The organism is Curtobacterium pusillum, from assembly GCF_013359865.1.
Taxonomy (GTDB): Bacteria; Actinomycetota; Actinomycetes; order Actinomycetales; family Microbacteriaceae; genus Curtobacterium; species Curtobacterium pusillum.
In genome coordinates, this window is the sequence record NZ_JABMCE010000046.1 from 1 (window position 1) to 22,424 (window position 22,424).

Consider the following 22,424-nt stretch of genomic DNA (forward strand, 5'->3'; position numbering starts at 1 on the left):
AGCATCACAGGCCGCCGTGCGTCCGAGACCCTGTCTCAATAGCTCCCAGAACCGCGCCTCTCGGGCACGGTGGTCCAGCCTCGATCCCATCTGCAACACTCCAATTCACGGTGGTGTTGCAACGACCGGCTGAACCCACGATCGGCTAGTGAGACGGTCCGCCGCCTGTCGTGCGACTGCTTAGAACGCCCTCGACGATCCAGCACACCAGGCCGATCACGATCAGCGCACTACCGATCCAGATCGGGGTGGGGCGGCCACACTCCCGTGGGCTTCTAGGCAGATCAGCGGCTGCCATTTCCGCCGCCGGCCGACAGCACTCGCCAAGTCGCGGAAGCCTTGGCGGCAGACAAACAAGGAGCGGAACAGACAGTTTGAGGCACTTCGAGACACTTTCGCTCCCCTCTTCACAACAACAACCCTGCCTGCTGCCGCAAGCCGACGAACCGCGAGAACATCCCGTGGAACGCCATCGCGATGGTGTGGGTTGGGCCGACGGATCGCTCTGCCCGCAGCCGATTCGGGTAGCCGCTCCCCCGCTGCCGGCTGGTTGCAAGCCTCGCCGTCGCTCACGACGTGCCCGGTGCTGACACGTTGAGGCGAACGAGTAGTGGGGCTGCGGTCGACGGCGCAGCTAGCGGGTCTCCGCGCTGCGCGGGGTCCGCTTCCGTCCGGTGGTCGTCCCTGCCGGGCGGTTCCGCCACTGGCCTTCCTCTGACTTCTTCTTTGACCGCGGTGCCGAGCGGTGAGATGTGAGGGCGCAGTTGGGGCAGCCGGTCGCGTATTTGCAGGTGTGGTTGTCTGGCCGGACTGAGAATGCTCCGTGTTCGCTACAGTTCACGGTCACGTCGGTTCGCGCGTCCAAGTACACGACATCGGTGTAGTCGTACCGGTCGCCGTGCGTGGCCAGAGCCTTCGCAACGAATCGCTCGCGACGAATCTTCGCCTGAGCGTTGAACCCTCTGCAGTCTCGGCAACCCTGGCCACGCTGTGGGCCCCAGGGCGTTTCGCGGACTCGGCGGTGCTCGCGCGGGGTCTGCTCGAAGGGCCCATGGTCGGGGCAGATGATGGTGACCTTGGTGTCGCCGTTGACGTAGCCGAGTGGAACGTGCGCGTAGTCGTATCGGCCGTCGTGCAGCTTCGTCGCGAAGTCGATGAACTCGGCGGCTCGTTCTTCCCGGGTAGCGGTGCGGTAGTCCAAGGGGTCCTCCAGGAGTCGTTGTCCTGGAGCTATGCCGGCACGTCCGAACCAGCCGGGGAAGTCGGCTCGGACTCGTCCTTCGGGGTCGGGTTGCTCGACTTTTTGACGTTCTTCACGTCAAGGCGCGGCCGTCAGGCATAGCCGTGGCATGCCTTCGCTCCCTTCCGCCGTTCGAGCGGCGCTCCGCTCACCGAGTTCAACCGAGCACCTCGTCGTGCCGAACCAGGAGACCATCACGTCCGCGACCGCCCTGGGGCGGCCGATGGGCGCCGCGTTCGGCCGTCCGTTCCCACGTCAAGGTCCCGTCGAGCACTGCTCGCACGTCCAATGTTGGGAACCCGAGCCGCTCATCCTCGGGGACTCAACGCTCGGTGCCCGAAGCTCAAACCCAGACAACGGGACTCTTATCGCGCAGCTTCGCCCAGAGCCCCTCCACGCGATGCGGAAGTACCGGAACCAGTCGGTTCCCACCGACCGGTGGGCCAACATCGAGCCGTTCGTGCTGGACGCTGTCGCGCTCGTCGCGCCCGCGTGTGCCTACCTCGCTGAGCGGCTGATGGTCGCGGTAACGCCGTACGTTGACTGGGTCGTCCACATCAACGGGATGCAGAAGGTCGCGAACGTGTTCCACCCGGTGCTAATCCGCCGGTACATCTCCCGCGACGACCTAAACCTCAAGGACAAGACGCTCCGCGACTACCGCTCCTTCCTGCTCCGGATCTCGGAGGTCGTCCTCCCCGACGAGGGACCGATCGAGTTTGCGCCGTTGAACGGGCAGTCCGTTACCGCCCCGTACACCGACCTCGAAATGAACCTGCTCGAGACCTGGGCGCTTGGGCAGTCGACGGCACTGCGACGTCGAGGTGCTGGCGCAGTCCTCGCCCTGGGAGCAGGTGCTGGGCTTGACCCGTGGGAGATGCAGCACCTCCGGCGGAGCGACGTGCGCGTTGACCGTGACGGAGCGCTCGTCGACGTCCAGGGCGGAAGGCCGAGGTCGGTACCTGTGCTCGAACGATGGGAACAGCTCCTCATCGACTCCCTCGCGGACGTGCCGGACGACGCATGGGTGCTTGGCGGGGAGGACAGAAAGGCGACCTACAACTTCGTCACGCCGTTCATCAACCACACCGACTTCGGCAACGAGCCGAAGCCAGTCCCCACGCGAATGCGCGCTACGTGGATCACTACGCAGCTCGCTGGCGGCACGCACGTCGGGGAGCTCATGGCTGCCGGCGGACTGCGCAAGCCGGAGCACTTGGTCACGTCCCTGCGGCACATTCCGACGATGGACGCTTCCGAGCACCGTCGACGGATCCTCGCTGAGGCTCGCGAAGTTCGGTAACGCCGTCAGAGGACCCGGAACCGTGCTGCCCGGAGCTGCTGTTCGCGTTCGGGCAGCAGGCGGCCGCGGGCGTGCTGGGCGCGTTGCTGGGCAACCCACCGTCCGATCGTCACCTCGGCAGGGTCGGTCGCGCGACGACGCGGCGGTCGCTGATGATCAACCCAGAACTGCTGGTGCGCGGCGAGCATCGACGACCACTGCGCGTCACGGGGGTTCCAGGCGAAGCCCGGCACCGCTTCAAGTCGTCGAACCTGGTACGAGCAGTAGCCGCCCGCAGCGCCGACCTGCCGGAAGTACGTAAGGGTGTCAACGAGGGTCTGTTCGGCGGTCGCAGGGCGAGGACGGGTCGAGTCGGCGCGGGGCATCCGTCCGTGCTTGTCGACGAAGTCGTCGAGGTCGTGCACTCGGTCGGTCCAGCGTCGTACGAAGGATTCAACCTCGACGGAGTCATCGGTGTCGGCGAGGTAGAACGCGACGCCGCGCCGTTGGTCGAGGGTGAGCGTCAGGGCTGACTGCGTTGCGTGGTCGGAGTACTCGGCGTGGAGCGCTGCGAGCGCCGTGGTCGGGGCGGGCATGTGGTCCTCTCCGAGGCCGGCGGTCGGCCTCGGAGGGGGTATGCGCGGAACGGGCGTGATCTTGGAGGACGCGCGGGTCGCGGACGAGCGGGGTCCGCAAACAGGACCAATCCGGACGCGAAGATCACTACGTTTTCTGAGTCCCCGAAGCAGAGAGCCGCCCGGATCGCATGCACATCGCGAGCGTCACGCGTACGACGCCGACGTCACCGTCGCGTGCGCAAGCAAGCGGCGACACGCCCGGCAGGGCGCGTCCGTTCGCATCGGCGGCGGTACCCGCCGATCCGTGCGGGCACGCGGATCGGCAGGCAACGAGATCAGAATCTGGAGCGCTTTCCCACAGCTCATCTCACTGCGCCTGCATAGGCCGGGCATGCCTAGCCAGATCCTCCGCTCGTTGCGTCAGTACATCGCCGCGATGCTGCGCGCCCTCTTGTCGTTCCTCGCACGCGGAGGAACACTGGTGAAGTACGTCGCGACGTTCGCGGACGACCGATGGAGCGTTGTCCGGGACTTCGTAGTCAGCGCAGTGGCCGACGCGGCAGCATCCATTGCTCAGCCCGCCGACCGGCTCATCGTCGTTGCGGCACCGTTCGTCGACTGGGTCATCAACGTCAACGGATACCCGGCGAAGACCGCCGTCGTCTTCCACCCCGTCATCATCCGGCGCTACATCACCCGGACCGACGTCACCTGGTCGGACACCACGCGTCGCACGTACCGGTCCGCTCTGATGCGCATGTCCGAGGTCCTCGTCGGCGAGGTGCCGCTGGAGTTCGCGCCGACGGCTCCGCAGAACACCGCAGCACCCTACGACGACCTCGACCTGCACCTCCTCGAGAGCTGGGCGACGGGCCAGTCGACCGCGGCACGACGGCGCAGCGCCGGCGTCGTCCTCGCGCTCTGCGCTGGAGCGGGGCTCAAAGCGAACGAGCTCCTCCAGGTCCGCCGCCGCGACATCGTCGCTGACGCCGAGGGTGTCCTCGTCACCGTCACGGCGGGAGCCCGGACCGTTCCGCTCCTGGCCCGATTTGAGACGCTCCTGCTCAACTCCATTGCCGAGGTCGAGCCGGAGCACTGGGTATTCGGGTCGCCGAAGCGGGTCAAGCACGGCATCAGTACGCTCACCACGTTCCTCTACGACACCGACCGCGGCAACGAACCAGGTCCCGTCACCACCCGCATGCGGAACACCTGGCTCATCACCCACCTCATCGCCCGCACCGACATGCGCGCTCTCATGACCGCCGCCGGCGTCACGAAGTTCGAACACCTCGACCAACTCGTCGCCCATGTCCCGGCACTGGACACCGACTCCTACCGCAGCCAGCTCCGCGCGGAGGTGGCACGATGACCGCGCCGCTTCCCAAGCACCACGACTACGAAGATGCTGAGCGATTCATGCTCGAAGCCTTCGGTGTGCCTATGGGGAAGTACATGCGCGTCGGCGAAGTGGTTCCACTCGAACTCGCTGTCCACGAGGCGGTTCTCCTGTTCAGCCGCGCAGCGATTGAAGAACGAGTGATGGAGTGGCGGCGTGAGGAACGTCGCTCGAATCGAGGACGTCGCGCACTCTTCTCAGAAGCAAGCCTTCTGAAGTTGATGTTCGTGACGATGCGAGCTCGACGAAGCGTCAGCATCAAGAAGATGACCGAAGTCGCGATGTCCTTGACCGTTCGGCAACGCGAAGCCGTTGGCATCCTTCATTTCTCTCCGCACCAGGCTACGCAGTACCGCCGCCTCTGGGAGGCGATCCAGCGCCTGCGAACCCTCACTGACCGACACCCCGGCAAGCGGGGCGAGCGAATGCTGAAGAAGGACTACGACCTCCTCGTCGCGAGTCGAGAGCGTAAGCAGATGGCCAAACGGCACGCGCGAATGCTCGAGCTCACGAACCTCCTCATTAACGGCTCGGTCAACTTCCTGCCGAGGGACGTCCGCCGACGGTTCAAGGGCGCTGTCGCCATCGACGCCACCTTTGCGGAGGTCTCCGGCAGCCAGAAGGGTGACAAGACAATCGGCCCGAACGATACGGTTTCGGTGAACTTCGACTGCGGGTGGTACACGCGCGATGGCGATCACGACGGGTCCGGAGTCAAGAAGAGCAAGCGCAAGTTCGGCTGGGAGGTCGAGTTCGCGGTCATGACTCGCGACCCTGCTGAAAGCGACTTCACATACCCGCTCCTGTTCCTCGCGACCAGCGGGCACAAGCCGGGCAAGACTCGCGGACACGGGCTGCACCTCTACAACTCGATGCGCTCGCGCGGAATCGACGTCAAGACACTCATCGGCGACCGCGCGTACTTCCCCGGCGCCCGAGTTCAGGACCTCCAAGGGCCGCTCGCGAAAGCTGGCGTCAAGGTCGTTATGGACTACAAGACGACCGAACTCGGCATCCAGGCGTCCTACAACAGCAAAGACGGCCGTCACAAGCTCATCATGGTGGGCGGCAACTGGTACATGGCATGCATGCCCTCAACCCTCGTCTTCCTCGAACAAACTCACCAGGCACGACTTGCCGCCATTGAAGAGTTACCGGAAGAAGCGCAAAGCGCCGCTCGCGCTGAGGCCGAGGCACTCGCGACGAAGCGTCGAAACTCGCGCAGCAAGTACCATCTGAAGCCGCGCAGCAACTTCGACCAGACGGGCGCCCGGCAGTACACCTATCCCACGTTCAAGAGCGATGAGGTCGAGTTCGATCCCGAATCCGGCGAAGTCGTGGAACTCAAAGTGCCTGGGAAGACCGTCAAGGTCCCGGGCAACCTCAGCAATCGCCCGGGTGTGTTGAATCAGCGCCACCTGAAGTACCACCAGGAGTTCGAGTACGGTTCCGACGAGCAGCGTGCCTGGTTCGGCCAGCGCAACAATGTCGAGAACGGCAACTCGCGCCTCAAAGACGCCGATCGCGAAGCCCTCGGAGTGGCTATGAAGCGTCGCGTCCGCGGACCCTGGTTTGTCGAGCTCGCTGCCGCTTTTGCAGCTGCAAGCGCAAACCTCGCTCGCATCATCGAGTGGCTGAAGGAGCGACTGAGCCTCGCGCCCATCAACCGCATGAACAACACCAGCCCCGCCCTGTTCGAGGCCGGCCTGAGCACCCTGACCCTCGACGAGCACGACTCTCGAAACGGCTTCAACGCAATCGCGCAGCTACCAGAGTTCCAACTACTGGACTGACGAGCCCGCGCCTCCAAACTTCATAGACCCTGAACTCCCCCTCGCCACGTCCGGCAGGGGGTATTCGTCGTTCCTCGAAGCGAACGCAGACCAAGGCACGCGTCGCGGTACGCTCCCCAGCGGTCGTCGGGACAGGACGAGCGACCCTGGGAGCGGAGCTGAACGCGGTTTTCCACCTCGGCCTGCTGTCACGCCCGAATATTCCGACTGAGATCGCCGAAAACTCCGAACACCCCCGGGCTCCGCCTCCAGGATTCGAACCCGGACCTAACGGCACCAAAGGCCGTCGTGCTGCCATTACACCAAGGCGGAACGCGCCCGGAGGCGCCCGACCATCCTCCCATGACCGCGAGGCTGGCAGTGCAGCCCCCGGTTCCGCCAAGATGGTGGGATGCCGCAGGAGGACGAGGTCGATCGCATCGTCGCGGCGTGGGGACGCGAGCGCGCCGATCTGGACTTCGGACCGCTCGAGGTGCTGTCCCGCGTGGACCGGTTGGCCCGGCACCTCGACCGTGCCCGCCGTGCCGCGTTCGACGAGAGCGATGTGGAGCCGTGGGAGTTCGACGTCCTGTCGGCGCTCCGGCGGGCGGGTGAGCCGTACGAGCTGAGCCCAAAGTCGCTCCTGCAGCAGACCCTGGTGTCGAGCGGCACGATGACGAACCGGGTGGACCGGCTGGCCGCGCGCGGCCTCGTCGCACGCCGGACCGACCCGAGGGACGGCCGGGGCATCCTCGTCTCGCTGACGACCGCGGGGCGGTCCTCGGTGGACGCCGCGATCGCCGACCTGCTGGCGGCGGAGCGCGGCATCCTGGCGGGGGTGTCCGACACCGAGCAGGATCAGTTGTCGGGCCTGCTCCGTCGACTCATCCTGGGACTCGGGGACTAGTCTCCGGCGCATGCACGCGATCACCCTGGCGGTCGCCGACGTCGCACGTTCGGCGGAGTTCTACCGTGCCCTGCTCGGCGTCGACGGCAGCGGGGTGATCGGTACCGAGTACCCCGCGACGGCCACTGAGGCGGGCGGCACCACGGCGATGTTCACGCTCGACGACGGGCTCATCGTGAGCGTCTACGGCCGCGACGACATGGCGAAGGACTCCGGCGTCGAGCTCGCCGTGGGACCGAGCGCCACGATCGGGCACTTCGTCGACTCGCAGACGGACGCGAACGCGTTCCTCGAGCGGGCACGGGCAGCGGGGGCGACGATGCTCGCGCCGCCGTACACACGGCCGTGGGGCATGTACTCCGGGTTCTTCCAGGACCCGGACGGCCACCTGTGGGAGGTCGTCGCGAATCCCGGTGGCGGCGACCCCGCCGACGCGTCCCCCGCAGGGTAGGTCCGCTACACCCCGAGCAGTTCCGCGACCTCGAGCCAGCGCTCCTCGAGCTGCTCGACCTCGGCCTCGAGCGACCCGAGCTGCGTCTGGAGTGCACCGAGTCCCTCGTAGTCGGACTGGTCGTGTGCCGCGAACGCGTCGAGCAGCTTCTTCCGGTCCTCACCCACGCGAGCGATCCGGCGGTCGAGCGCCGACATCTCCTTCTCCGCCGCGCGCCGCTCCGCACCGGTCAAGCCGGACGCGGGCGCACCGGCCGCACCGGCCGCACCGGCCCCGCCGGACGCGCCGACGGCCGTGGACCCGGCCGCGGAACCGGCCGAGCCTGTCCCGGAAGCCGTGTCGGGCCTCCCGGCGGACGCGGCGGCAGCGGCCGAAGCGGTCCCGCCACCGGTGCCGGACGCGCGGAGCCGCATGTACTCGTCGACGCCGCCCGGCAGGTGCCGGAGGTGCCCGCCGAGCACGGCGTACTGCTGGTCGGTGACGCGTTCGAGCAGGTAGCGGTCGTGCGAGACGACCAGGAGCGTGCCCGGCCAGGTGTCGAGGAGGTCCTCCATCGCCGCGAGCATGTCGGTGTCGAGGTCGTTCGTCGGCTCGTCGAGGATGAGCACGTTCGGTTCGTCGAGCAGGATGAGCATGAGCTGCAGGCGACGCTTCTGGCCGCCACTCAGGTCCTTCACCGGCGTGGAGAGCTGCGCCGACGTGAAGCCGAGCCGCTCGAGCAGCTGCGACGGCGTCATCTCCTTGCCGTCGGCGACGTAGCTCGTCTTCTTCCGGGCGACGACCTCGCGGACGCGGTCGTCCGCGAACTGGTGCAGGTCGGCGAGCTGCTGGTCGAGCACGGCGACCTGCACGGTCTTGCCGGTCTTCACCCGGCCGGAGGTCGGCTGCAGGCGCCCCGACACCAGGTTCAGCAGCGTCGACTTGCCGGCGCCGTTCGGCCCGAGGATGCCGGTCCGCTCCCCCGGCGCGATGCGCCATTCGATGTCCCGCAGGATGAGGTCGTCGTCGAACGCGACGCTGACGTCGAGCAGGTCCACCACGTCCTTGCCGAGTCGCGCGGTCGCCGTCCGGGACAGCGCCACGGTGTCACGGATCGGCGGCACGTCGTCGATGAGCGCGTTCGCCGCGTCGATGCGGAACTTCGGCTTGCTCGTGCGGGCGGGGGCACCACGGCGGAGCCACGCGAGCTCCTTGCGGGCGAGGTTCTGACGGCGCTGCTCGGATGCCGCGGCCTGCCGGTCCCGCTCGACGCGCTGCAGGATGTACGCCGCGTAGCCACCCTCGAACGGATCGACGACGCCGTCGTGGACCTCCCACGTGTCGGTGGACACCGCGTCGAGGAACCACCGGTCGTGCGTCACGACGACGAGGCCGCCCTGGTTCGCCGACCACCGCCGGTTGATGTGCTCGGCGAGCCACTGGATGCCCTCGACGTCGAGGTGGTTCGTGGGCTCGTCGAGGAACAGGACGTCCCAGTCGCCGACGAGCAGACGGGCCAGGGCCACGCGACGACGTTGCCCGCCGGACAGCTCGTCCACGCTGACGTCCCAGGGGATGTCCGAGACGAGGCCGCCGATGATGTCCCGGATCTTCGGGTCGCCGGCCCACTCGTGCTCGGCCAGGTCACCGACGACGACGCTGCCGACGCTCGCGCCCTCGGGCAGGATGTCGCGCTGATCGAGGTACCCGACCGTCAGACCACGACGGTGCGTGACACGGCCCCCGTCCGGTTCGAGGCGCTGGGACAGCAGGGCGAGCAGCGTCGACTTGCCGTCGCCGTTCCGGCCGACGACGCCGATCCGGTCCCCCTCGTCGATGCCGAGGGTGACGCTGTCGAAGACGACACGGGTGGGGAACTCGAGATGCAGGTTCTCGGCGCCGAGGAGATGAGCCACGCGTCAAGGGTAGGCGGCGCACGGGGGTGGGTGGTGCCGTCGACGGCCGGGAGGCGCGGGTCAGCTCCCCGGGGTCGGCTCGCCCTCGCCGGCGGCCTCCTTCGCGCGGCGCAGTCGCGCCTGGGCCTCCCAGTACTCGATCTCGCGCTCGAGCTCGGCGAGCTCCTGCTCCGTGCCGCTCACACGCTTGTCGCCGTGGGCCGTGCGGGCGTCGCCGAGGGTGGCGTACCGGTCCTCGTGACGTTTCGGCTCGATGTACCGGCCATGGTTCCGGTCGGTCGGGCTCCAGTCGTGCCCGACGGCGAACCACACGATGCTGCCGACCACGGGCAGGAAGATGCAGATCAGGATCCACGCGAACTTCGGCAGGCCGCGGACCTGGTCGTCGCTCTTCGTGATGATGTCGATCAGGGCGAAGACCAGCAGGACGATCGAGGCCCCGGACAGCAGCACGCTCATGAGCACGGAGTCTATGGATCAGCTTGGAGCGTTGCCACGCCCCGAACGCGCGCCGAGGTTGCGATCCGACAACGGTCCGCTCCGATGCCCCAGACGCTCAGAGGGCGGCGACCCACTCGTCGGACCCGTCGGTGAAGCGCTGGTGCTTCCAGATCGGTACGCGTTCCTTCACGAGGTCGACCAGCGCGCCGCACGCGGTGAAGGCCTCGGCCCGGTGCGGCGACGACACGGCCGCGGCGAGCGCCACGTCACCGACGCGGAGGGCACCGACCCGGTGCAGGACCGCGATGCGGACCTCGGGGTGGGCATCGGCGATCGTGCGGGCCACCTCGGCGATGACCTCGTCGGCGCTCGGGTGCCGTTCGTACTCGAGCGCGGTCACGCCCTTGCCGCCGTCGTGGTCGCGGACGACGCCGGCGAAGGTGACCACGGCGCCGTCCTGATCCGTCGCGACGACAGCCGAGACCTCGTCGGCCGTGATCGACCGGTCGACGACGTCGGCGAGCACGACACGGTCGTCGGCGACGGACGATCCGGTTGCGGCAGCCCCGGTCACGAGGCGCTCCGCGGCGCGTGGCCCGCTCCCGAGAGCTGCGCGAGCACGTGGTCGAGCAGCCCGTCGAGCACCGCCAGGCCGTCGGCCACGCCCCCGCGGGAACCGGGCAGCGTGACGATGAGCGCACCCCCACCGGCGATGCCGGCGACGCCCCGGGTGAGGAGCGCGGTCGGCCCGGCACCGCTCAGTCCGCGCCGACGGATCTCCTCGGTGATGCCCGGCAGCTCGAGGTCGATGAGCGGCGCGACCGCCTCGGGCGTGCGGTCGGTGGGGGTGACGCCGGTGCCGCCCGTGGTGATGACGACTCGGACGTCGGTGAGGAGCTCGGCGGAGACGGTCTCGGCGATGGGGCCGCCGTCGGGCACGATGATCGGCTCCGCCACGGTGAAGTCGTGCTCGCGGAGCCAGCCCGCGATGACCGGTCCGGTGCGGTCGAGCGCGGCATCGGTGGACGCCTGCGTCGACACCACGACGACGGCCGCCCGACCCCTGGTCGTCTGGGAGGTCATCGGTTGCTCCAGTCCCCGGAGCGACCGCCGTGCTTCTCGAGCACCCGGACCTCCGTGATCGTGGCCGTCCGGTCGACGGCCTTCACCATGTCGTACACGGTCAGGGCCGCGACGCTCGCGCCGGTCAGTGCCTCCATCTCGACGCCCGTGCGTGACGTCGTGCGCACCGACACGTCGACGACCACGCGGTCGCCGTCGCCGGTGATGTCGACCTCGACCCCGGCGATCGGCAGCGGGTGGCAGAGCGGGATGAGGTCGGAGGTCTTCTTCACCGCCATGATCGCGGCGATGCGGGCGGTGCCGATGACCTCGCCCTTGGGCAGGGATCCGTCGAGGATGCGGGCGACGACGTCCGGCCGGGTGATGAGTGTGGCCGTGGCGGTGGCCGAGCGGGCGGTGACGTCCTTCGCGGAGACGTCGACCATGTGCGCGGTGCCGTCGGCCCGGACGTGCGAGAGCTCGTGGTCGGTCATCGGATGCTCCAGACGGTCAGCGGGTCCCCGGGTTCGACGTCGGCGGTGCCGACCGGGACGTGGACGAGGTGTGTCGCGGCGGCGTAGTGGGCGAGCAGGTGCGAACTCGACCCGCCGACGAAGTGCACCGCTCCGGCCTCCACCCTGCCGCGTCGAACCTGGTGCTTGCCCGCGGGCGAGCCGTCGGCGGCGGCTGCGGGCAGGACCGCGACGGGCCGGTCGTCCGGCACCCCGGCGTCGGCGGCGAGCAGCGGACGCAGGAACACCTCGAACGAGACGAGCGCGGACACCGGGTTGCCCGGGAAGGACACCACCGGCACGGGACGCCCCGCGAGCGTGACCGTGCCGAACGCCTGCGGCCCGCCCGGCTGCATCGCGACCGGCGCCACGACGAGCCCGCGCGGCTCGAGTGCCTGCCGGACGACCTCGTACGCGCCGGCGCTGATCCCGCCCGTGGTGAGGACGAGATCGGCCCAGTCCCCCACCCCGTCGTCGAGCGCGCCGGTGAACGCGTGGACGTCGTCCGGGACACGGATCGACCGGGACTCGACGCCGACCTCGGCGAGCGCCGCCCGGAGCGCGATGCCGTTCGCGTCGCCGACGGTCGCCGCGCCCGCGCCTCGGAGTTCGGACCCCGTGGAGACGACGAGGACCCGGAGCCGGCGCACGACGTCGACCGAGGTGACCCCGGCGGCGGCGAGCGCTCCGAGCAGGGCGGGGGTCACCGGGGCGCCGGCGGGGGCGAGCGCACCGCCCGCGGCGAGGTCGGAACCGGTCGCACGGACGAACGTGCCCGGAGTGAGGTCGGCCGGCACGTCCACCGACGACAGCGCGAGCGCGGCGGGGAACGAGCCCGGCGGTGTCGCCTCGACCGGGAACACGGCGTCGGCGCCGTCGGGGATCCGCGCCCCGGTCATGATCGGCGCCGCGGTGCCGACCTCGAGCGCCGGCGGGACGACCCCGGCGGGGATCGGTTCGACCACGCGGAGCGCGCTCCCTGCGTCAGCGGCACGGACGGCGAAGCCGTCCATCTGGCTGTTGTCGAACGGCGGCAGCGGCACCGGTGCGACGACGGCACGAGCGAGCAGGCGGTGCCCCCGTCCGGCGCCGGCATCGGTCGCGAGGTCGTCGATGTCCCGCGTCTCCGGGTCGGCCCGCCGTCTGCCGGACAGGACCGGCGCGACCAGGGCCGCGATCTCGTCGCGGTGCTGACCGATCGTTCGCACGTGTGCCTCCGAACAGGTGAGAAGGGTGCCCGCTCCCGGTTCATCCGGGGGCGGTTTCAGTAGCGTAACCAGCGCGCAGTACGCGCCGAGGACCATTCGGAGGACCTGTGGAGAACGACGTGACCACGACCGGAGCTGTGGACGAGACGCACGCGGGCATCGGGGTGATCGGCGGCTCCGGCCTCTACGAGCTGTTCGAACCCGGCACCGCGGACGAGGTCGACGTCGACACTCCCTTCGGCCCCACGTCGAGCCCCATCAGCATCGGGACGATGGCCGGCAAGCGCGTCGCGTTCCTCACCCGGCACGGCCGTGCGCACTCCGTCGCCCCGCACCGCATCAACCACCGCGCGAACCTGTGGGCGCTGCGCTCGCTCGGCGTGCGCGCGGTCGTGTCGTCGAGCGCGGTCGGCGGCCTGCACCCCGACTACGCACCGGGCACGTTCGTGGTGACGGACCAGCTCGTCGACCGCACCTGGGGCCGCGCGGACACCTTCTTCGAGGACGCCGTCCAGCACCTCTCGTTCGCCGACCCGTTCGACCCCGCGCTCCGACGGGTCGCGATCGGTGCGCTCGAGCGGCTCGACGTACCGTTCCGGCCGACGGGGACGTGCGTCGTGGTCCAGGGGCCGCGGTTCTCCACGCGTGCGGAGTCGGTGTGGATGCGCGAGGCGGGCGGGCACACGATCAACATGACGATGTCGCCGGAGGTGCCCCTCGCGGCGGAGCTCGGGATCGGCACCGTGAACCTCTCGTTCGTGACGGATGCCGACGCCGGACTGGCCCCCACCGAGGACGAGGCCGCGGCAGCACGGCACGCCGGTGAGGCCCCGGTCACGCACGCCCTCGTGATGGAACGCCTGGCCCGCGCGAACGAGGTGATCGTCCGCGCCATCGGCTCCATCGTCGCGGCGATCCCCGACCACTACACCCCGCGCGAGCTCGTCCCGGCCGAAGCGAGCGCGAGCGCGATCGCGAACACGAACGCCACCACCGGAGCCACCGCGTGACCCGCCTGCTCGTCACCGGCGGCGCCGGCTTCATCGGCTCCGCGATCGTCCGTCGCGCCCGCACCGAGGGGTACGACGTCCGCGTGCTCGACTCCCTCCGCGACGACGTGCACGGCGACCCCGCCGAGATCGTCACCGCCCACCAGCAGCAGGGCATCGAGTTCGTGCACGGCGACGTCCGTGACCGGGTCGCCCTCGACGCCGCCCTCGACGGGGTGGACGTCGTGTGCCACCAGGCCGCCAAGGTCGGGCTCGGGGTCGACTTCCAGGACGCCCCCGACTACGTCTCGTCGAACGACGCCGGCACGGCGCACGTGCTCGCCGGCATGGACCGGCACGGCATCGGCCGTCTCGTCGTCGCGAGCTCGATGGTGGTCTACGGCGAGGGCGCGTACACGACCGCCGCCGGGGAACCCGTACGGCCGCCGGCCCGTCGTCGCGAGGACCTCGACGCCGGCGAGTTCGACCCGATCGGCCCGGACGGCGAGCCCCTGGTGCCGGGCCTCATCGACGAGTCAGCCGCCCTCGACCCGCGCAACGTGTACGCGCAGACGAAGGTCGCGCAGGAGCACCTCGCGTCCTCCTGGGCGCGGGCCACCGGGGGCCGGGCGATCGCGCTCCGGTACCACAACGTCTACGGGCCGGGGATGCCCGCGAACACGCCGTACGCCGGCGTCGCCTCCCTGTTCCGGTCCGCGCTCGCCCGTGGCGAGGCACCGCGCGTCTTCGAGGACGGCCGGCAGCGCCGCGACTTCGTGCACGTGGACGACGTCGCCGGAGCGAACGCCGCGTCCGTCGCCGCCACCGAGGGGCTGCCGTCCGAGTCGTTCCGCGCGTACAACGTCGGCTCCGGCGTCGTGCACACGATCGGCGAGATGGCGGCGGCGATCGCCGGGCCCGAGGGACCGCAGCCGGTCGTGACGGGCGAGTACCGGCTCGGTGACGTCCGGCACGTCACGGCGTCGTCGGACCGGATCGCGTCCGAGCTGGGATGGCGGGCCGAGGTCGACTTCGAGCGGGGCATGCGCGAGTTCCAGGCCGCCCCGCTGCGCGCCGCCGTGCAGTAGCACGAGCCGGACCGCGCGCCCGCGCAACCCGACACCAGTCGCTCCGGCGCTCCGCGCCGAATGGCTGACATGAACGTCGACGTCATCCTCCCCTGTCTCGACGAGGCCGATGCCCTCCCCGACGTCCTGGGGCGGCTCCCCCGCGGCTACCGCGCGATCGTGGTCGACAACGGTTCCACCGACGGGTCGGCCGACGTCGCCCGGGCGCACGGCGCGCTCGTCGTGACCGAGCCGGTCAAGGGCTTCGGCTCGGCCTGCGCCGCGGGCGTCGCCGCCGCCACCGCCGAGTACGTCGCCTTCTGCGACGCCGACGCGTCGATGGACCCCGCCGAGCTCGTCCCGCTCGTCGCCCGGGTGGCGACGGGCCACACCGACCTCGCGCTCGGCCGACGCGTCCCCACCACGCCGGGCGCCTGGGCGCCACACGCGCGCTTCGCCAACCGGGTGCTCGCCGTCCTCATGCGACGCGCGACCGGGTACCGCCTCCGCGACCTCGGGCCGATGCGCGTGATGCGCCGCGAGGGCCTGGTCGCCCTCGACCTGCAGGACCGCCGAAGCGGCTACCCGCTCGAGATGGTCCTCGCCGCGCACGCTGCGGGCTGGCGCGTCGACGAATCGGACATCGGCTACGCGCAGCGCATCGGCGACAGCAAGGTGACGGGCACGCTGCGCGGCACCCTCAACGCCGTGGGGGACATGTCACGCCTGCTGCGCGAGTACCGACGGGAGGCGCGGCTCACCGTGGTCGCACCGGCTCCCGTCCGGCGATCGGCCGGGTCGATCGAGTCCACGAGTGAGGGGGTCCGCTCATGACGACCGACATCACCGTCGCGGTGGTCGCGAAGGAGTGCCTGCCCGGCAGGGTGAAGACCCGGCTGACGCCGGCGCTCACCCCGGAGGGTGCCGCGCGGGTCGCCGCGGCCAGCCTCGCGGACACGCTCGCGACCGTGCGCGCCCTGCCCGCAGCACGCCGGCTGCTCTTCTTCGACGGCACGGTGCTGCCCGAGGGTACCGAGGGCTTCGACGTCCTGCACCAGACCACCGGCGGACTCGACGAGCGACTCGGCGCCCTGTTCGACGCCGTCGACGGCCCGACCCTGCTCGTCGGGATGGACACGCCGCAGTTCAGCGCCGCGGACGTCGGGCCGGTGTTCGACGATCCGTCTCGCGATGCCTGGTTCGGGCCCGCGGAGGACGGCGGGTTCTGGTCGCTGTACCTCCGCGAACCGGACGGCGCGCACCTGCGCGGCGTCCCGATGTCGCAGGAGGACACGGGCGCGATCCAGTTCGCACGCCTGACCGGTGCCGGCCTCGGCGTGGGCACCCTCGGCGTCCTGCTCGACGTCGACACCGTGTCCGACGCCGAACGCGTCGCAGCCCTCGCGCCGGACTCCGAGTTCGCCGAGGCGCTGCGGACCGAGACCGTGGGGAGCCTCCGATGACCGTGCACGCACCCGTCTCGTTCGGTGCCGGTGGCGGCGAGCCGTACGCCCGCGCACTGCGCAACGACGGTCGGATCCGTCTCACCGACCCCTCACGGCCGGATTCCGCCGTCACGCTCGACGTCGGTCGGTGGAACGCCGCCGCCGACCGGGTCGACCGTTCGCTCCTCGACGGCGCGGACGGCCCCGTGATCGACATCGGCTGCGGTCCGGGCCGGATGCTCGTCGCGGCGCGGACCCTCGGGATCCCGGCGCTCGGCGTCGACGTCTCCGCCGATGCCGTCGCGATCGCCCGGAGCTCCGGAGGGGCGGCGTTGCAGGGTTCGGTGTTCGACCCGGTCCCCGACGAGGGCCACTGGGACACCGCGCTCGTGATCGACGGGAACATCGGCATCGGCGGCGATCCCGCTGCGCTGCTCGCCCGATGCCGCGAGATCGTCCGTGTCGGCGGGCGGATCATCGTCGAGACCCACGTGGACCGGAGTGCCGACCGCGTGTACACCGCACGCGTGGTGGACGCGGACGGTCACCAGAGCGCCGGGTTCCCCTGGGCCGAGGTCGGCGTCGACGCGCTGCTCGACCACGCCGACGCGGTCGGTCTCGTCGCCCGGCAGAGCTGGACCGCGGGCGGCCGGACCTTCTGCGAACTCCTCGTCTGAGCAATCCTTCTTTTGCCTCATGCAAAAGAAGCGAGTAGAGTGGTCGTCATCAGGCCGACGGCGTCGTGGTCGCCGGCCCGGTGACCGACGACCCTCGGCACGACGACGAGGAGCACTCATGCAGAACCGTCAGAACCCCCTGGGCGGCGCGTACGTGACCGGCCTCGCATCCCGCGACGAACTCGGTGCCTACGCGGTGAACGCCGCCTGGCGTCCGGTCGGCAGCTACACGGGTACCGGTGTCGGGCGCCTGCTCGGCCGGTTCGTCGACACGCAGTTCCGTCGGCCCACCACCGCGACGTCCTCGACGCGCACGGTGACCGGTTCGCTGCGCACGGCGACGGGCTCGTTCCGCACCGCCTGACGCACTCCCCCCAAGACCGCGAGCGGTCGTCCACCCGGGTTGTCCCCCCTTCTCCCCGGTCGGGCGGCCGCTCGCTCCACGTGTCCCCTCGAACGCCCGTAGGGCCCGGGTGCCAGGATGGACGCATGAACGACCGCGCCGGCACCCCCGCCACAGCAGACGACCTCGTCGACCTCGACGCCCTCATCGCCGCGTACCACGAGCGCGTGCCGGACGTCTCGATCCCCGAGCAGAAGGTCGTCTTCGGCACGTCGGGCCACCGCGGCTCCTCGCTGGACTCCGCCTTCAACGACACGCACATCGCCGCCATCACCCAGGCGATCGTGGAGTACCGACGCTCGCAGGGCACGGACGGGCCGCTGTTCATCGGCCGCGACACCCACGCACTGTCGGGCCCGGCGGAGCGCACCGCGCTCGAGGTCCTCGCCGCGAACGGAGTGCACGTCCTGGCCGACAGCGAGAACGGGTACGTGCCGACGCCCGCGCTGAGCCACGCGATCATCACCTACAACCGCGCCGGCAACCCGGACACGGCGGACGGCATCGTCATCACGCCGAGCCACAACCCGCCGCGCGACGGCGGCTTCAAGTACAACCCGCCGCACGGCGGCCCCGCGGACAGCGACGCCACGAGCTGGATCGCGGACCGCGCGAACGCGATCATCGAGGGCGGCAACGCCGAGGTGCAGCGCACGGAGCAGGCGACCCCGGACCGCTACGACTTCCTCGGCGCGTACGTCGCCGACCTCGAGAACATCATCGACATCGCCGCGATCAAGCGTGCCGGTGTGAAGATCGGTGCGGACCCGCTCGGTGGCGCGTCGCTGCCGTACTGGAACCGCATCCGCGACCACTACGGACTCGACCTGACGGTCGTGAACCCGGACGTCGACCCGACGTGGTCGTTCATGACCCTGGACTGGGACGGCAAGATCCGGATGGACCCGTCGAGCGCGAGCGCCATGGCGTCCGTGGTCGCCCGGAAGGACGAGTTCGACGTCCTCACGGGCAACGACGCGGACTCCGACCGGCACGGCATCGTCACGCCCGACGGCGGGCTGATGAACCCGAACCACTACCTCGCCGTGGCGATCGAGTACCTGTACGCCCACCGTCCCGCCTGGCGCGAGGACGCGGCGATCGGCAAGACGCTGGTGTCGTCGAGCATCATCGACGAGGTCGCGAAGTCGCTCGGCCGTCGGCTGTGGGAGGTCCCGGTCGGCTTCAAGTGGTTCGTCCCCGGCCTCATCGACGGTTCGGTGGCGTTCGGCGGCGAGGAGTCCGCGGGGGCGTCGTTCCTCCGCAAGGACGGCACCGCGTGGACGACCGACAAGGACGGCATCATCCTGGCGCTCCTCGCGTCCGAGATCATCGCCGTCACGGGCAAGACCCCCTCGCAGCTGTACGACGAGCTGACCGAGCGCTTCGGTGACCCGGTCTACCAGCGGGTCGACGCTGCCGCGAGCAAGGAGCAGAAGGCTCGTCTGTCGAAGCTGGACGGCGACGCGATCACGGCGGAGACCCTCGCGGGCGACCCGATCACGGCGAAGCTGTCGAAGGCACCGGGCAACGACGCCGCCGTCGGCGGCGTGAAGGTCGTCACCGACAGGGCGTGGTTCGCGGCCCGGCCGTCCGGAACCGAGGACGTCTACAAGATCTACGCCGAGAGCTTCGTCGGGCAGGAGCACCTCGAACAGGTGCAGCGCGAGGCCAAGGAGATCGTGGACGCCGCCCTCGGCGCCTGAGTGCGCCGCACGGGCCGCAGCGGCCTGACGGACGCACGTCGCGCCTCCAGGGCGGTGATGCAGGAGGCGCGACCCGCCTAGTCGGTCAGCACCCGCCGGTACCGCAACCAGTTCTCGCAGAGCCGCGTCCACTGCGACGTGTGCGGCTCGCGCACAGCGGTCCCGAGTCCGTGCCGCCCGTGCGGGAACACGTGCACCTCGACGTCGACCTCGTTCCGGACGAGCGCGTCCGCGTACGCGAGCGCGTTCGTCGCACGGACGATCCGGTCGTCCGCCGTCGTCCACACGAACGTGGGCGGCGTCCGCGCGTCGACCCGGGTCTCCATCGAGAGTTCCCGGCGCTCGCGCCACGACGGCGCCTCCCCCAGGAGCCCGACGACCGGTCGCGGCCGGGTCGGCGTCTCCATGCTGATGACGGGGTAGTTCAGGACGCAGAACGCGGGACGGTCGAGCGTCGGGTCGTCGATGCCGTTCGCGAGCGAGGCGGCGAGGTGTCCGCCGGCGCTCGACCCGGCGACGCCGATCCGCTCCGTGTCGACCTGCACCCCGGCGCCGGGAGCGCCGGCGCGCAGCCAGTCGAACACCCGGCGGGTCGCGTCGATCGGCGCGGGGTGGAGCGGCCCGACGGTCTCCGGCGTGCGGAGCGGGTACCGGAAGAGGAACGCGTGCAGACCGAGCCCTGCGAACCAGTCCGCCACCGGTTCCGAACTCGGCCGGCCGTGCTCCTCGTAGCCGCCGCCCGGCAGCACGATCACCGCCGGCCGTGTGCCGCCCACCGTGCTCGGGCGTACTGTGACGGCGTCGGGCGTGCTCATGACGGCGACCCTACTGTTCGGACCCCAGAGCCGGCGTCGTGCTGCCGATCCACTCAGGAACCCTCCCCGACGTGAGCACCCACCTTGCGGCAGATGTAACTTTGCAGCGAGCGCAAAGTTTTTCCAAGCACCCCTGGAGACCCCGCACATGAGCCAGACCGCGACCGCACCCGCGGCACCCACCACGTCGTCGAACGCGGTGATGAACCACCGGCAGATCCTGCTGGTCATCTACGGCCTCATGGCCGGCATGTTCCTCGGCGCCCTCGACCAGACGATCGTCGGCACCGCGATCCGCACGATCGGCGACGACCTGCACGGTCTCGACCAGCAGGCGTGGGTGACGACCGGGTACCTCATCGCCTCGACGATCACGACACCGATCTACGGCAAGCTGTCCGACATCTTCGGCCGGCGCCCGCTGTTCCTCACCGCGATCGGCATCTTCATCGTCGGGTCGTTCGCCGCGTCGTTCTCGACCTCGATGCTCATGCTCGCCGGGTTCCGCGCGCTCCAGGGCCTCGGCGCCGGCGGTCTCATGTCGCTGCCGCTCGCGATCATGGGCGACATGCTCGCTCCACGCGAGCGCGCGAAGTACCAGGGGTACTTCCTCGCCGTGTTCGGCATCTCCAGCGTCATCGGCCCGCTCGTCGGCGGTGTGTTCGCCGGCGCCAGCGAGCTGCTGTTCATCTCGGGCTGGCGATGGGTGTTCCTCATCAACGTGCCGATCGGCATCATCGCGCTGTTCATGGTGCTGACGTTCCTGCACCTGCCGAAGTTCGGCGACCGTGGCAAGCCCCGCATCGACTGGTGGGGCGCCGCACTCGTCATCGTGACCCTCGTCCCGCTGCTGCTCGTCGCCGAGCAGGGCCGGGACTGGGGCTGGTGGTCGGCCGGCTCGATCGCCTGCTACGCGATCGGCGCCGCCGGCCTGATCGCGTTCGTCATCGTCGAACGGGCGATGGGCGACGACGCGATCCTGCCGCTGAAGCTCTTCCACTCGCACGTCTTCTCGATGTCCGCGGTGCTCTCGGTCCTCGTCGGCTTCGGCATGTTCGGCGCGATGCTGACCATCCCGCTGTACCTGCAGATCGTGAAGGGCGTCACGCCGACCGAGTCCGGGTTCGCGATGCTCCCGATGGTCCTCGGCCTGATGATCTCCTCGATCGCCTCCGGGCAGATCATCTCCCGGACCGGCAACTACCAGGTCTTCCCGATCACCGGCACGGCGTTCACCGCGATCGGGTTCACCGTCCTGACGTTCCTGACCGCCGACCGCCCGCTGTGGTTCCTCATGCTCGGCATGTTCGGCATCGGGCTCGGGCTCGGGCAGCTCATGCAGACGCTGACCCTGGCGGCGCAGAACTCGGTCAGTCCACGGGACATCGGCGTCGCGACGAGTGCGGCCACGTTCTTCCGTCAGATCGGCGGCACCATGGGCACCGCCGTGCTGCTGTCCGTCCTGTTCACCCTGATGCCGACGAACATCACGACGGCGATGCAGAACGAGGGCGACCTCAAGAGCGCGCTGAACGCCGCCCTCACCCCGTCGGTCGCGAACGCGTCGGACAACAAGGGCGTGATGGACCAGATCTGGAACAAGATCGTCGGCCCCGTCAAGGACAACGTCCAGGACGGCTTGAACAAGGGCGCCGTGCAGGCGAAGGAGGCCGCCGACGCCGCGGTGACCAAGCAGGTCACGGCCGCCGTGCAGCAGCGTGTCGACGCCGGCCAGGTCCCCGCCGGCTCGGCCGACTCCGTCATCGCCGAGCAGGTCGCCGCGGCGAAGCCCGCCGCCGAGAAGCAGGCGCTCGAGACCGCCGCGTCGAAGGCGAAGGCCGACGTCGTGGACGGCACGCTCCAGGTCGACTACTCGAAGGCCGACCAGCGGAAGAACGTCGTCGACGAGGTGGCGCCGACCCTCATCAAGCAGCTGAAGAAGGGCGACTCGAGCGCGAACTCGTCCACCAGCTCGTCGACGAGCGACACGTCGTTCCTCAACGGCGCGGACAAGCGGCTCAGCCGTCCGTTCCTCGTCGGGTTCAGCGACTCGGCCGTCGCCGTCTACTACGTCGGCCTCGGCGTCATCCTGCTCGCGTTCGTCCTCACCTGGTTCTTCCGGGTCCCGCCGCTCCGCAAGGTGTCGGCGCTGCAGGAGCAGGCGAACACCGACCGGGCGAACACCGACCGGGCGAACTCCGACCGGGCGAACGCCGAGAAGACGAACGCCGCGAACGGGGACCAGGCGGACCCGGACCGTCTGACGGTGGACGCGCAGAACGCGGCCGCCGGCACCGGCTCGCTGGTCTCGCCGGACACCGGGTCCATGGCGGTCGTCCCGACCTCGCCGGACGTCCCGTCGCAGCCCCGCTCGGCCGGGAGCGCTGTCGGCATGGCCGGATCCGGAGGCGGGACCTCCACGGTCCCGTCCGACGCGTCCCCCGCCCCGGCGGCCGGCGGTGCCGACACCCTGCCGAGCGGAGGCACCCGCGCACCGCTGCCGAACGCGACCACCCACGGCGCGCACTCGGCCGCCGCCCCGGTCGACGAGCCGCCGACGACCACGGGGGCGATC

At 70.1% G+C, this 22,424-nt stretch carries 22 protein-coding genes, 1 tRNA gene and 1 pseudogene; 13 read left to right on the forward strand and 11 right to left on the reverse strand.

Annotated elements, in window-relative coordinates; translation table 11 throughout:
* Positions 1 to 634: 634 nt before the first annotated feature.
* Positions 635 to 1,201, reverse strand: a complete 567-nt coding sequence (locus HP507_RS01935; RefSeq protein WP_141399077.1) for a hypothetical protein — start codon at positions 1,199 to 1,201, stop codon at positions 635 to 637.
* Between the two features lie 214 nt (positions 1,202 to 1,415).
* Here HP507_RS01935 and HP507_RS01940 point away from each other — a divergent pair, with 214 nt between their 5' ends.
* Positions 1,416 to 2,543 carry a hypothetical protein gene (locus HP507_RS01940; RefSeq protein ID WP_175350190.1) on the forward strand — a complete coding sequence of 376 codons (1,128 nt, stop codon included), beginning with the start codon at positions 1,416 to 1,418 and terminating at the stop codon, positions 2,541 to 2,543.
* Between the two features lie 5 nt (positions 2,544 to 2,548).
* On the opposite strand, the gene HP507_RS01945 is transcribed toward HP507_RS01940, so the two are convergent.
* Positions 2,549 to 3,118: a helicase associated domain-containing protein gene (locus HP507_RS01945; protein ID WP_175350191.1), complete on the reverse strand. Its 570-nt coding sequence runs from the start codon at positions 3,116 to 3,118 to the stop codon at positions 2,549 to 2,551.
* Positions 3,119 to 3,491: 373 nt separating this feature from the next.
* Between HP507_RS01945 and HP507_RS01950 the strand changes: the two genes are divergently transcribed.
* Together HP507_RS01950 and HP507_RS01955 are read left to right on the forward strand one after the other, a co-directional pair.
* Positions 3,492 to 4,472, forward strand: a complete 981-nt coding sequence (locus HP507_RS01950) for a hypothetical protein (protein ID WP_141399079.1) — start codon at positions 3,492 to 3,494, stop codon at positions 4,470 to 4,472.
* The gene (locus tag HP507_RS01955; RefSeq protein ID WP_175350192.1) at positions 4,469 to 6,292 is read left to right on the forward strand and encodes a hypothetical protein; all 1,824 of its coding nucleotides are present in this window, start codon (positions 4,469 to 4,471) and stop codon (positions 6,290 to 6,292) included. Before HP507_RS01950 ends, HP507_RS01955 begins: the two co-directional genes overlap by 4 nt.
* Positions 6,293 to 6,532: 240 nt before the next feature.
* On the opposite strand, the gene HP507_RS01960 is transcribed toward HP507_RS01955, so the two are convergent.
* Positions 6,533 to 6,604 (reverse strand) — tRNA-Gln (locus HP507_RS01960).
* 79 nt (positions 6,605 to 6,683) lie between these two features.
* On the opposite strand from HP507_RS01960, the gene HP507_RS01965 reads away from it, so the two are divergent.
* Both HP507_RS01965 and HP507_RS01970 read left to right on the forward strand, forming a co-directional pair.
* A complete protein-coding gene (locus HP507_RS01965; RefSeq protein WP_175350193.1) occupies positions 6,684 to 7,178 on the forward strand; it encodes a MarR family winged helix-turn-helix transcriptional regulator in 495 nt (164 codons plus the stop codon).
* Positions 7,179 to 7,188: 10 nt separating this feature from the next.
* A complete protein-coding gene (locus HP507_RS01970; protein ID WP_175350194.1) occupies positions 7,189 to 7,629 on the forward strand; it encodes a VOC family protein in 441 nt (146 codons plus the stop codon).
* A 5-nt stretch (positions 7,630 to 7,634) separates the two neighbouring features.
* Here HP507_RS01970 and HP507_RS01975 read toward each other — a convergent pair whose 3' ends face one another.
* The 7 genes and pseudogenes from HP507_RS01975 to HP507_RS02000 all read right to left on the reverse strand — a co-directional run bounded on the left by HP507_RS01975 (position 7,635) and on the right by HP507_RS02000 (position 12,747).
* On the reverse strand, positions 7,635 to 8,990 hold the full coding sequence (locus HP507_RS01975) for an ABC-F family ATP-binding cassette domain-containing protein (protein WP_408626132.1): 1,356 nt from the start codon (positions 8,988 to 8,990) through the stop codon (positions 7,635 to 7,637).
* 65 nt (positions 8,991 to 9,055) lie between these two features.
* Positions 9,056 to 9,524, reverse strand: a pseudogene (locus HP507_RS18490) (ATP-binding cassette domain-containing protein); the annotation flags it as partial.
* 60 nt (positions 9,525 to 9,584) lie between these two features.
* Positions 9,585 to 9,983 (reverse strand): PLD nuclease N-terminal domain-containing protein, encoded by a 399-nt coding sequence (locus HP507_RS01980; RefSeq protein WP_175350196.1) that lies wholly within the window; start codon positions 9,981 to 9,983, stop codon positions 9,585 to 9,587.
* Positions 9,984 to 10,080: 97 nt separating this feature from the next.
* Positions 10,081 to 10,539, reverse strand: a complete 459-nt coding sequence (locus HP507_RS17690; RefSeq protein ID WP_376985090.1) for a molybdenum cofactor biosynthesis protein MoaE — start codon at positions 10,537 to 10,539, stop codon at positions 10,081 to 10,083.
* Positions 10,536 to 11,048, reverse strand: a complete 513-nt coding sequence (locus HP507_RS17695) for a MogA/MoaB family molybdenum cofactor biosynthesis protein (RefSeq protein ID WP_175350197.1) — start codon at positions 11,046 to 11,048, stop codon at positions 10,536 to 10,538. Before HP507_RS17695 ends, HP507_RS17690 begins: the two co-directional genes overlap by 4 nt.
* A complete protein-coding gene (moaC, locus tag HP507_RS01995) occupies positions 11,045 to 11,521 on the reverse strand; it encodes a cyclic pyranopterin monophosphate synthase MoaC (protein WP_175350198.1) in 477 nt (158 codons plus the stop codon). Before moaC ends, HP507_RS17695 begins: the two co-directional genes overlap by 4 nt.
* Complete coding sequence (locus HP507_RS02000; RefSeq protein ID WP_271207288.1) at positions 11,518 to 12,747, reverse strand: molybdopterin molybdotransferase MoeA; 1,230 nt, start codon at positions 12,745 to 12,747, stop codon at positions 11,518 to 11,520. The genes moaC and HP507_RS02000 overlap by 4 nt, the downstream gene beginning before the upstream one ends.
* Before the next feature lie 119 nt (positions 12,748 to 12,866).
* On the opposite strand from HP507_RS02000, the gene HP507_RS02005 reads away from it, so the two are divergent.
* From HP507_RS02005 to pgm, 7 genes are all read left to right on the forward strand, one after another.
* Positions 12,867 to 13,757: an MTAP family purine nucleoside phosphorylase gene (locus tag HP507_RS02005; protein ID WP_271207289.1), complete on the forward strand. Its 891-nt coding sequence runs from the start codon at positions 12,867 to 12,869 to the stop codon at positions 13,755 to 13,757.
* Positions 13,754 to 14,824: an NAD-dependent epimerase/dehydratase family protein gene (locus HP507_RS02010; RefSeq protein WP_175350200.1), complete on the forward strand. Its 1,071-nt coding sequence runs from the start codon at positions 13,754 to 13,756 to the stop codon at positions 14,822 to 14,824. The genes HP507_RS02005 and HP507_RS02010 overlap by 4 nt, the downstream gene beginning before the upstream one ends.
* A gap of 60 nt (positions 14,825 to 14,884) precedes the next feature.
* Positions 14,885 to 15,637 (forward strand): glycosyltransferase family 2 protein, encoded by a 753-nt coding sequence (locus HP507_RS02015; protein WP_175350201.1) that lies wholly within the window; start codon positions 14,885 to 14,887, stop codon positions 15,635 to 15,637.
* Positions 15,634 to 16,266 carry a TIGR04282 family arsenosugar biosynthesis glycosyltransferase gene (locus HP507_RS02020; RefSeq protein WP_175350202.1) on the forward strand — a complete coding sequence of 211 codons (633 nt, stop codon included), beginning with the start codon at positions 15,634 to 15,636 and terminating at the stop codon, positions 16,264 to 16,266. Before HP507_RS02015 ends, HP507_RS02020 begins: the two co-directional genes overlap by 4 nt.
* On the forward strand, positions 16,263 to 16,925 hold the full coding sequence (locus HP507_RS02025; protein WP_175350203.1) for a class I SAM-dependent methyltransferase: 663 nt from the start codon (positions 16,263 to 16,265) through the stop codon (positions 16,923 to 16,925). Before HP507_RS02020 ends, HP507_RS02025 begins: the two co-directional genes overlap by 4 nt.
* A 118-nt stretch (positions 16,926 to 17,043) precedes the next feature.
* Positions 17,044 to 17,289, forward strand: a complete 246-nt coding sequence (locus tag HP507_RS02030; protein ID WP_175350204.1) for a hypothetical protein — start codon at positions 17,044 to 17,046, stop codon at positions 17,287 to 17,289.
* 125 nt (positions 17,290 to 17,414) lie between these two features.
* Positions 17,415 to 19,034: a phosphoglucomutase (alpha-D-glucose-1,6-bisphosphate-dependent) gene (gene pgm / locus HP507_RS02035; protein ID WP_175350205.1), complete on the forward strand. Its 1,620-nt coding sequence runs from the start codon at positions 17,415 to 17,417 to the stop codon at positions 19,032 to 19,034.
* Between the two features lie 77 nt (positions 19,035 to 19,111).
* Here pgm and HP507_RS02040 read toward each other — a convergent pair whose 3' ends face one another.
* Positions 19,112 to 19,849, reverse strand: a complete 738-nt coding sequence (locus HP507_RS02040; protein ID WP_175350206.1) for an alpha/beta hydrolase — start codon at positions 19,847 to 19,849, stop codon at positions 19,112 to 19,114.
* A 148-nt stretch (positions 19,850 to 19,997) separates the two neighbouring features.
* On the opposite strand from HP507_RS02040, the gene HP507_RS02045 reads away from it, so the two are divergent.
* On the forward strand, positions 19,998 to 22,424 hold a 2,427-nt coding region (locus tag HP507_RS02045), incomplete at its 3' end, for an MDR family MFS transporter (RefSeq protein ID WP_254700886.1).